This window comes from Streptomyces sp. MnatMP-M17, from assembly GCF_900091995.1.
GTDB lineage: Bacteria > Actinomycetota > Actinomycetes > Streptomycetales > Streptomycetaceae > Streptomyces.
Map to the genome: position 1 here is coordinate 1 of NZ_FMDK01000182.1, position 9,742 is coordinate 9,742.

The 9,742-nt window shown below is 71.2% G+C and carries 9 protein-coding genes; 2 read left to right on the forward strand and 7 right to left on the reverse strand.

The features are described from left to right. The 3 genes from GA0115259_RS08975 to GA0115259_RS08985 form a co-directional block, all read right to left on the reverse strand. Window positions 1-241: AzlD domain-containing protein (locus tag GA0115259_RS08975; RefSeq protein WP_093593443.1), on the reverse strand; the 241-nt coding region annotated here is incomplete at its 3' end. Continuing rightward, the gene (locus GA0115259_RS08980) at window positions 238-1,002 is read right to left on the reverse strand and encodes an AzlC family ABC transporter permease (protein ID WP_370747538.1); all 765 of its coding nucleotides are present in this window, start codon (window positions 1,000-1,002) and stop codon (window positions 238-240) included. The genes GA0115259_RS08980 and GA0115259_RS08975, both read right to left, overlap by 4 nt. A gap of 37 nt (window positions 1,003-1,039) precedes the next feature. Next, window positions 1,040-2,035 (reverse strand): AraC family transcriptional regulator, encoded by a 996-nt coding sequence (locus GA0115259_RS08985; protein WP_141716498.1) that lies wholly within the window; start codon window positions 2,033-2,035, stop codon window positions 1,040-1,042. 79 nt (window positions 2,036-2,114) lie between these two features. On the opposite strand from GA0115259_RS08985, the gene GA0115259_RS08990 reads away from it, so the two are divergent. Next, window positions 2,115-6,761: an ATP-dependent helicase gene (locus GA0115259_RS08990; protein WP_093593449.1), complete on the forward strand. Its 4,647-nt coding sequence runs from the start codon at window positions 2,115-2,117 to the stop codon at window positions 6,759-6,761. Between the two features lie 87 nt (window positions 6,762-6,848). Then, window positions 6,849-7,607, forward strand: coding sequence for an Fpg/Nei family DNA glycosylase (locus GA0115259_RS08995; protein WP_093593452.1), 759 nt, complete (start codon window positions 6,849-6,851; stop codon window positions 7,605-7,607). A gap of 88 nt (window positions 7,608-7,695) precedes the next feature. Here the strand turns inward: GA0115259_RS08995 and GA0115259_RS09000 are convergent, their stop codons facing one another. From GA0115259_RS09000 to GA0115259_RS09015, 4 genes are all read right to left on the reverse strand, one after another. Next, window positions 7,696-7,944: a hypothetical protein gene (locus tag GA0115259_RS09000; protein WP_093593455.1), complete on the reverse strand. Its 249-nt coding sequence runs from the start codon at window positions 7,942-7,944 to the stop codon at window positions 7,696-7,698. A gap of 99 nt (window positions 7,945-8,043) precedes the next feature. Next, window positions 8,044-8,514 (reverse strand): Dps family protein, encoded by a 471-nt coding sequence (locus GA0115259_RS09005; protein WP_093593458.1) that lies wholly within the window; start codon window positions 8,512-8,514, stop codon window positions 8,044-8,046. Window positions 8,515-8,770: 256 nt separating this feature from the next. Beyond that, on the reverse strand, window positions 8,771-9,154 hold the full coding sequence (locus GA0115259_RS09010; RefSeq protein ID WP_046497329.1) for a helix-turn-helix domain-containing protein: 384 nt from the start codon (window positions 9,152-9,154) through the stop codon (window positions 8,771-8,773). A gap of 109 nt (window positions 9,155-9,263) precedes the next feature. Continuing rightward, window positions 9,264-9,722, reverse strand: a complete 459-nt coding sequence (locus tag GA0115259_RS09015; protein WP_237539866.1) for a CinA family protein — start codon at window positions 9,720-9,722, stop codon at window positions 9,264-9,266. Between the last annotated feature and the right edge of the window lie 20 nt (window positions 9,723-9,742).

Below are 9,742 nucleotides of genomic sequence, written 5' to 3' on the forward strand. Positions count from 1 at the left end.
CGCGCAGGACCAGCGCGAGCGCCGACGCCGCGAGCCCCGCGCCTCGGGCGTCCAGCACGAGCGCGCCGTTCGCGCTGAAGGTCTGCTGCGCGGTCAGCGCGGCGAGCAGGCCGACGGGCAGCAGCGCCGCGAGCCGCTGGACGAGCGGACGTTCCAGCACGCCGACAGGGACCAGCAGCCCGAGCAGCTTGACGAGATAGCAGCCGACGGCGGTCACGCCGATCGCGATCCAGATGTTCAACGGTCCGCTCCCTTCCGGCCGGCCGTATCGGTCCCACGCGCGGCGCGCCGCCGTCCTTCGAGCCAGAGGACGGCGGGCGCGGCCAGGGCCGCGACGAGCACCGGAACTCCTGCGGGCAGCACCGGCAGAAAGCCCAGCCCCAGGACAACCGCGAGGCCCGCGACCATCCGCTCGGTGGCGGTACGGAGCATGGGCGCGAGCAGCGCGAGAAAGACGGCGGGCCCGGCCGCGTCCAGTCCCCACGCGGTGGTGTCGCCCAGGGCTTCCGCGCCCAGGGCACCGGCCAGGGTGGTGAGGTTCCACAGCACATAGAGCGAGAGCCCTGTCACCGTGAAGCCGATCCTCGCGCCGCGCCGCGTCGGCTGGGCAAGCGCGACGGCCGTGGTCTCGTCGATCACCCATTGGGCGGCCAGCGGGCGTACGGGCCCCGGGAGGCGCAGCAACTGGGACAGCCGCAGCCCGTAGAAGGCGTTGCGCACGCCCAGGAAGAACGCGCCCGCCGCCGCAGTGAGCGGATTGCCGCCCGCCGCGAGCGCACCCACCAGGGCGAATTGCGAGGCGCCGGTGAAGACCAGCAGGCTCAGCGCGCAGGTCTGCAGGACGGAGAGGCCCGCGCCCGCCGAGGTCACACCGAAGGCGAAACCGGACAGTCCCACGGCGACACCGACGCCGAGGGCATCACGTACGACGGCCGCGTCGGGCTTGGGCTCGGGGTCCGGCTCGGAGGCGGGCGCGGGCGGCGCGGCCAAGGATTCGGGTATGGATGCGGATGTTGTCTGATCTGACACATCCCGAACGCTACGAGGCCTGGCCCTGACCGGTCTTGTACGTTCTTGCGCTCCGGCCAGTCGATGACCGGCGCGGCGGGAGGCACCGCGAGCCCTCGTCGGCGGCATCAAGGTCGCGGGGCTGCGTGGCAAGACCGTGTGCGGGTGCGCTGAGCCCGGATCCGGCCCGGCCGGCTTGCCCGGCCGCGTCCGCGCGCTCTTTGCGGTACGCGCCGGGCGGCACACCGACGATCCGGGTGAAGTGCCGGTGGAGATGCGGCTGGTCGGTGAAGCCGACGGTCACGGCCGCCTCCGCCGGTGCCGTACCGGCGTCCAGCAACCGGCAGGCACGCCGTACCCGCGCGTCCGTGAGCCAGGTGTGCGGAGGCAGGCCATAGGTGTCCTTGAAGGCCCGCAGCAGTGCGAAAGGGCTGGTGCCGAGATCGGCCGCGAGCCGCTCCAGGGACGGCGGATCGGCCATCCGCTCCTCCAGCACGGCACGCGCGCGTGCCGCGATTCTCGCTCCGGCCCCGCGTATCGCCCGCTGCGGGAGGACAGCGCCGTTCAGCCGCAGCAGCCTGGTCACCGCGATCCTCAGCAGAGTGTCGGCGGCCAATGCGTTCCCTTCGTCGGCCGCGCGCAGCACCTGGTGGACGAGGCGCACGGCGTACGGATCGTCCACGACGGGAGCCATGAATCCGGGAGTGCCGCGGATCTCGGTGGTCTCCGCGGCGATCGAGGCGACGACGTCGACCGCCGGATAGACGGCTCCGTACCGCCAGCCCTCCGGGCCCTGGGCGCGGCCGGTGTGCGGCGTCTCCGGGTTGACCAGCGCGAGCGCGCCGGGGCCCGCGTACCGGTTGGCACCACCGTGGTGGAAGACCTCCACGCCCTCCGTGATCGCGGCGATCACAAAGGTCTCGTGGGTGTGGCGCGCGAAGCTCTTGTCGATGTAGCTGGCCCGCAGGAGATCGACACCGGGCAGATCGGGATAGTGCCAGTGCCGTGCCTGCTCCCGTATCGCCATGCACCCATTCTGCCGCCCGTCCACGGGCGGTTTCCCCAGGTCCGGGCGATTGTCGGTGGGTGGGTGCACGATGGGGGACATGGCAAGGACCGCGCTCGACTCCTTCTCCCCCGCGACCCGCGGCTGGTTCACGGGGGCCTTCTCCGCGCCCACCGCGGCGCAGGAGGGAGCCTGGCGCGCCATCGAGCAGGGCTCGGACGTGCTGGTCGTGGCCCCGACCGGCTCCGGCAAGACACTGGCCGCCTTTCTCGCCGCCCTGGACCGGCTGGCTTCCGTCCCGCCGCCCGCCGAGGCCCGGAAGCGCTGCCGGGTGCTGTACGTGTCTCCGCTGAAGGCGCTCGCCGTCGATGTGGAGCGCAATCTGCGCAGCCCGCTCACGGGAATCCGGCAGGAGTCCGTACGGCGCGGGCTGCCGGAGCCGGAGGTGCGGGTCGGTATCCGTTCGGGTGACACGCCGGCCGCCGAGCGCCGCTCGATGGCCACGAAACCGCCGGACATCCTGATCACCACACCCGAGTCGCTGTTCCTGATGCTCACGTCCTCGGCGCGGGACGCGCTCGCCGGGATCGAGACGGTGATCGTGGACGAGGTGCATGCGGTCGCCGGGACGAAGCGCGGCGCGCATCTCGCCCTGTCCCTGGAGCGGCTCGACGAGCTGCTGCCGCGCCCCGCGCGCAGGATCGGCCTGTCGGCGACGGTGCGTCCGGTGGAGGAGGTCGCCCGCTATCTGTCGCCGCAGCGGAGGGTGGAGATCGTCCAGCCGCCCTCCGCCAAGGAGTTCGACCTCTCCGTCGTCGTCCCGGTCGAGGACCTCGGCGAGCTGGGCGGCTCGCCCGCCTCGGAGACGGACGGTGCGGAGAGACCTTCGATCTGGCCGCATGTGGAGGAGCGGATCGCCGATCTCATCCAGGCGCACCGCTCCACGATCGTCTTCGCCAACTCCCGCCGGCTGGCCGAGCGTCTGTGCAACCGGCTCAACGAGATCGCGTACGAACGGGCCACGGGGACCGTGCTCGATGGCGGCGAGGCCGCCGTGCCGCTGCCCGAGGCGCACTCCCCTGCCCAGGTCATGGCCCAGTCCGGCGCGGCCAGAGGCGCGCCGCCGCTGCTCGCCCGTGCCCATCACGGCTCGGTCTCCAAGGAGCAGCGCGCCCAGGTCGAGGAGGACCTGAAGGCAGGCCGGCTGCCCGCCGTGGTCGCCACGTCCAGTCTGGAGCTGGGCATCGACATGGGAGCGGTGGATCTGGTCATCCAGGTCGAGTCACCGCCCTCGGTCGCCTCGGGGCTCCAGCGGGTCGGCCGCGCGGGCCATCAGGTCGGCGCGGTCTCCACGGGTGTCGTCTTCCCCAAGTACCGCGGCGATCTGGTGCAGGCGGCCGTGGTCACGGAGCGGATGCGCGGCGGGGCGATCGAGGCGCTGCGTATCCCGGCCAATCCGCTGGATGTGCTGGCCCAGCAGCTGGTCGCCATGGTCGCGCTGGATGTCAGACAGGCCGACGATCTGCTGGCCCTGGCCCGCCGCGCCGCGCCGTTCGCCTCACTGCCCGAGTCGGCCTTCACCGCCGTCCTGGACATGCTCGCCGGGCGCTATCCCTCCGACGCCTTCGCGGAGCTGCGTCCGCGCGTGGTGTGGGACCGCGTCGCCGGTACGGTCACGGGCCGCCCGGGCGCCCAGCGCCTCGCCGTCACCTCGGGCGGCACCATCCCGGACCGCGGGCTGTTCGGTGTCTTCCTCGCCGGGGCCGATCCCAAGAAGGGCGGCGGGCGGGTCGGTGAGCTGGACGAGGAGATGGTGTACGAGTCCCGGGTGGGCGATGTCTTCACCCTCGGTACGACCTCTTGGCGGATCGAGGACATCACCCGTGACCAGGTCCTGGTCACTCCCGCTCCCGGCGCCCCGGGCCGGCTGCCCTTCTGGAAGGGCGACCAGCTCGGGCGCCCGCTGGAGCTGGGCCGTGCGGTGGGCGCGTTCCTGCGCGAGGTCGGTTCACTCTCCGAGGAGGATGCCCGGCTGCGGCTGCTGGCGGCGGGGCTGGACGCCTGGGCGGCCGGCAATGTGCTGTCGTATCTGGACGAGCAGCGCCGGGCCTGCGGCCATGTCCCCGACGACCGGACGATCCTGGTCGAGCGGTTCCGCGACGAGCTGGGCGACTGGCGGGTGGTGATCCACTCGCCGTTCGGCGCCCAGGTGCACGCCCCATGGGCACTGGCGCTGGGCGCCCGGCTCTCCGAGCGGTACGGAATGGACGCGCAGGTCATGCACGCCGACGACGGCATCGTGCTGCGCCTCCCCGACGCCGATCTGCTGGGCATGGACCTGCTGGACGGCGAGCCGGACTCCCTCGGCACGGCCTTCGACAGCGAGCAGGCGCCGGTTGGAGCCTCGGACGTCGCCTTCGAGGCGGGCGACATCCGAGGAATCGTCACCGATCAGGTGGGCGGTTCCGCGCTCTTCGCCTCCCGGTTCCGGGAGTGCGCGGCACGGGCGCTGCTGCTTCCGCGCCGCAGCCCTGGCAAGCGGACCCCACTGTGGCAGCAGCGTCAGCGCGCCGCGCAACTCCTCCACGTGGCGAGCGAATTCGGCTCGTTCCCGATCGTGCTGGAGGCGGTGCGCGAGTGCCTCCAGGATGTCTTCGACGTTCCAGGCCTCACGGAGCTGATGGGCGACATCGAGTCCCGCCGGGTCCGGCTGATCGAGGTCACCACGCCCGAGCCCTCGCCCTTCGCCCGCTCCCTGCTCTTCGGCTATGTCGCCCAGTTCCTCTACGAAGGAGACTCGCCTCTCGCGGAGCGGCGGGCCGCCGCGCTGTCCCTGGACTCCCGGCTCCTCGCCGAGCTGCTGGGGCAGGCCGAGCTGCGCGAGCTGCTCGACCCGGATGTGCTCACGGAGCTGGAGCAGGAGCTCCAGTGGCTCACGGAGGACCGCCGTATCAAGGACATCGAGGGCGTCGCCGACGCGCTGCGGGTCCTCGGACCGCTCACCGACGCGGAGTTGGCCGCGCGCGGAGCGGAGCCCGCGTGGGCCGCAGAGCTGGCCAGGACCCGCCGCGCCATCAAGGTCAGGATCGGCGGAGCCGACCACTGGGCGGCCGTCGAAGACGCGGGACGGCTGCGGGACGCCCTGGGCACGGCCCTGCCGGTCGGTGTCCCCGAGGCGTTCACCGAGCCGGTCAAGGATCCGCTGGGTGATCTCCTCGCCCGCTACGCCCGTACGCACGGCCCGTTCACCTCGAACACGGCAGCCGAGCGCTTCGGTCTCGGCCCGGCGGTCACCGATGGCGCCCTCCAGCGGCTGGCCGCGGATTCCCGGGTCGTCCAGGGCGAGTTCCATCCCTCCGGCATCGGTCAGGAATGGTGCGACGCCACGGTGCTGCGCCGGCTGCGCCGCCGCTCCCTGGCCGCGCTGCGCCAGGAGCTGGAGCCGGTGGCGCCCGCCGCGCTCGCCACGTTCCTGCCGCAGTGGCAGCATCTGCACGCCAACAGTCTGCGCGGTATCGACGGACTCGCCCGCGCCGTCGAGCAGTTGCAGGGAGCGCCCGTCCCGGCGTCGGCGCTGGAAAAGCTCGTCCTGCCCTCCAGGATCTCCGGCTACACGCCGGGACTGCTGGACGAACTGACCACCACCGGCGAGGTTCTGTGGGCCGGAGCGGGCGCCCTGCCCGGCAAGGACGGCTGGATATCGCTCTATCCCGCCGACGCCGCGCCGCTGCTGCTGCCTCCTCCGCATCCGCTGGAGCTGACCGCCCTCCATGAATCGGTCCTGACCGCGCTGACGGGTGGGTACGGCCTGTTCTTCCGGCAGATCGCCGACCAGATCCGTGCCACCACCCACCCGGACGCGACCGATCCCCAACTCGCCGACGCCCTCTGGGATCTGGCCTGGTCGGGCAGGCTCACCAATGACACCCTGGCGCCACTGCGCTCCCTGCTCGGCTCGGGACGGACCGCGGGCTCCACGGCCCACCGCGCGCGGCGCCCGGTGCCACGCGGGCGGTACGGCACACTCACGGCCGCGGCCAGACCCGCGTCCCGTACGGGCCCGCCGACGGTGAGCGGACGCTGGTCGCTGCTGCCCGCACACGAGCCGGATCCCACGCATCGCGCCCATGCCCTGGCCCGTACGCTGCTCGACCGCCATGGTGTCGTCACCAGAGGCGCTGTCGCGGCCGAGGGAGTGGAGGGCGGCTTCTCCGCCGTCTATCGGGTGCTGTCCGCCTTCGAGGACAGCGGACAGGCCCGCCGTGGCTATGTGGTCGAGGGCCTGGGCGCGGCCCAGTTCGCGATGGACGGCGCGGTCGACCGGCTGCGCGCGGCGGCGACGGCCCGTGACCGCGCCGAGGCGCATCCCTCGCCCCGTGCCGTGGTCCTGGCCGCCGCCGATCCCGCCAACGCCTATGGAGCCGCGCTCTCTTGGCCCGAGCCCCCGGACGGCGCCGGTCATAAACCGGGCAGGAAGGCCGGCTCCCTGGTCGTCCTCGTCGACGGCGAGCTGACGCTGTACATGGAGCGCGGCGGAAAGACACTGCTGGCCTGGCCCATGGATCCGGAGGAACCCGCAGTCCGGGCCGCCGCCGAGGCCCTGGTGGGCGCGGCCCGCGCGGGCGCCCTCGGTACGGTCACGGTGGAGCGGACCAATGGCGTCTCCGCGCTGACCTCGCCCTTGGGCCGCGCCCTGGAGGCGGCGGGCTTCCACGCCACTCCCAGAGGCCTGCGTCTGCGCGCGTGAGACGCGCGCGCCGGCCCGGGCCCGTACGCGGGGCCCGGCCCGTACACACCACGCTTCGCCCTCACTCTGTCGCGCATCATGGAAGACATGCCCGAAGGAGACACCGTCTGGCAGACCGCCCGACATCTGCACATCACGCTCGCCGGCCGGCCGCTCGTCCGGTCCGATCTCCGGGTGCCCAGATTCGCGACCGCCGATCTCACCGGGCGGACCGTCCTGGACGTCACACCGCGCGGAAAGCATCTCCTCACCCGCATCGAGGGCGGGCTCACCCTCCACTCACATCTCGGCATGGAAGGCGCCTGGAAGGTGTACGCCCCGGGTGAGCGTTGGCGCGGCGGTCCCACACACCAGATCCGGGCGATTCTCGGCACCGAGGAACGGACCGCGGTCGGCTACCGGCTCCCGGTCCTGGAGCTGCTGCGCACCCGTGAGGAGGAGCGTGTGGTCGGCCATCTCGGGCCCGATCTGCTCGGGCCCGACTGGGATCCCGCCACGGCGCTGCGCAATCTCCTCGCCGATCCGTCCCGTCCGGTCGGAGAGGCACTGCTCGATCAGCGCAATCTCGCCGGAGTCGGCAACATTTTCAAGTCCGAGACCTGTTTTCTGGTCCGCGCGACTCCCTGGCTGCCGATCGGACAAGTTCCGTCACCCGAGCGCCTGGTGACAGCGGCGAAGAAGCTGCTCGAAGCCAACCGGAACCGTCCGGGCGGCAGTCGGCGGCTCTCCGTATACGGCCGCGCGGGCCGGCCCTGCCCTCGCTGCGGCACTCCCATCCGTAAGGCCGACCAGGACGACCGTCCCGCCTACTGGTGCCCTCGATGCCAGCCCGGGCCCACAAGTTGACAAAGCGTCAACGCACCGGCATCAACAGGCGGCCCTTACGAGACCGTCCCTGACACACAATTGCCACAGCAGCATTGCCACAGCCGCCTCAACTGCCCTGGCCGTCGGCCGTGATGACATCACTCCGACCGGATGCCTTGCCCTGCCGACGGCTGCCCGGCCGGCGCCGCCGCGCGGTGGTGACATGAACGGGCAGCAGGCTCAGCCCCCAACTGCCTGCCGCCACCGCTCCCTCCACCAGACCACTGTGTTCGGGCACCAGCGCGAGCCGCAGCACGGCCCACCACCACAGCCCGCCGAGGGCGAGTGCCGGCAGAAGGATCCATCGCCTTGCCATGGCTGCCTCCTCCGGCCGACGCTAGACCCGAACGATCAACCGCCGGGAGGGCGCATCGGTGCACACCCCGGCGCGCGAAGACTTCACATGGAATCTCCGTTACATGTTCTCCGCCTGGAACATCCAGGAATGCTTCTCAAGACCCGCCGTCACCTTGATCAGTACATCCTGGGTGACCGGGTCCGGCACGGCCGTCACCTCGACGCGCTCCCGCATCTGCCTGATCACCGAAGCAAGTCCGTCGACCATGATCCGTACGGCGTCCGTGTCCTTGATCCACCCATTGGGAACCGCGCCGAACGCGCTCGTCGCCGCGACCGTCGCGGCCCGCCCGTCCGGTGTCACCCCGATCGCGGCGGCCCTCTCGGCGACCGTGTCCGAATGCTTCCGGGCCATGGATACGACCTTGTCGAGCTGGAGATGTACGGAGCGGAAGCGCGGCCCGACGATATTCCAGTGGATCTGCTTCGCGACCAGCGCGATGTCCACCAGGTCAACGAGCGCGCCCTGAAGCGTCTCGGCGACGAGCTTCAGATCCTCCTCGGGCAAGGGGCTCTTCACGATAGCCATGCGTGGCCTCCAGTTCCGTTCATGGTTCCTTCGCCCTTGTCTCCATCACAAAGGCACTTTCCACCATGGCACATATGACACAAAACGGTCATTTCAATGAACCCCGCAAGAGGCTCCGCACACGACGGAAGCCCCGGCCGGTCCTCAGGACCGATCGGGGCTTCCGTCAAGCGCTGTGCAGCCGACGTCATGTGAACGACATCAAATGACCAACTCTGGGTAACGAACTCTGTGCGACGCTACGGAACACTCATCGTCAGGCGGCGACGACGTCCACCGCCTCCGTAGGCGCCTTGATCGTCACCCGCTCCGTCGGTACTCCCGCCACCGACGTCACAGAGACGGAATTGAGCATTGGGCGTACTGGCGCGGGCACCGGCTCACTGGCCGCCGCCGACGCCGCCAGCTCCGCCAGCGACAGTTCGTCGCTCACTTCCCGCATGAGCTCTGACATCCGTACGTCAAGCGCGTCGCAGATCGCGGAGAGCAGCTCGGAGGATGCCTCCTTCTGCCCCCGCTCCACCTCGGAGAGATAGCCGAGCGAGACTCGGGCGGACGAGGAGACTTCGCGCAGAGTACGGCCCTGGCGTTGGCGCTGCCGACGCAGCACGTCACCAAGCAGGCGACGGAGCAGAATCATCGGTGGCTCCCTCCTCGGACCGCGTAGCCGCATCCTTCACGCCCCACCGTACCGCCTCGCGCCGCGGCCGTGCGGGGAGCGATGTCGTGTTCACTCAGGGCTGCAAACATCAATTCCCCCCGTTCTGTTCCGTATCCTGTGCCCGCCCGTTCCATGAGAGTTCGCTGAGGAGCAGCGCGAGCACGCTGCGTACACTCTCTTTACGGATGTCCGCACGGTCGCCGTTCAACCGCAAAGCGGTCACTTTCCCCATGCCTTCCGGTCCCACGACGGCCACGTAGACCGTTCCCACCGGCTGTCCGTCCTGTGGATCGGGGCCCGCGACACCGGTGGTCGCCGCGCCCCAGTCGGCGCCCAGCACACGCCGTACTCCGGCCGCCATCTGCCGCGCGACCTCGGGATCGACCGCACCGCGCTCCGCCAGCAGGACTCCGTCGACACCCAGTACGTCCCGCTTGAGGGCCGTCGCATAGGCCGTGACGGACCCGCGGAAGGTCCGGGAGGCGCCGGGGACCGATGTCAGCTCCGCGGCCACCAGACCGCCGGTGAGGGACTCCGCGACCGCCAGCGTCCCGCCGAGCCCCTCCA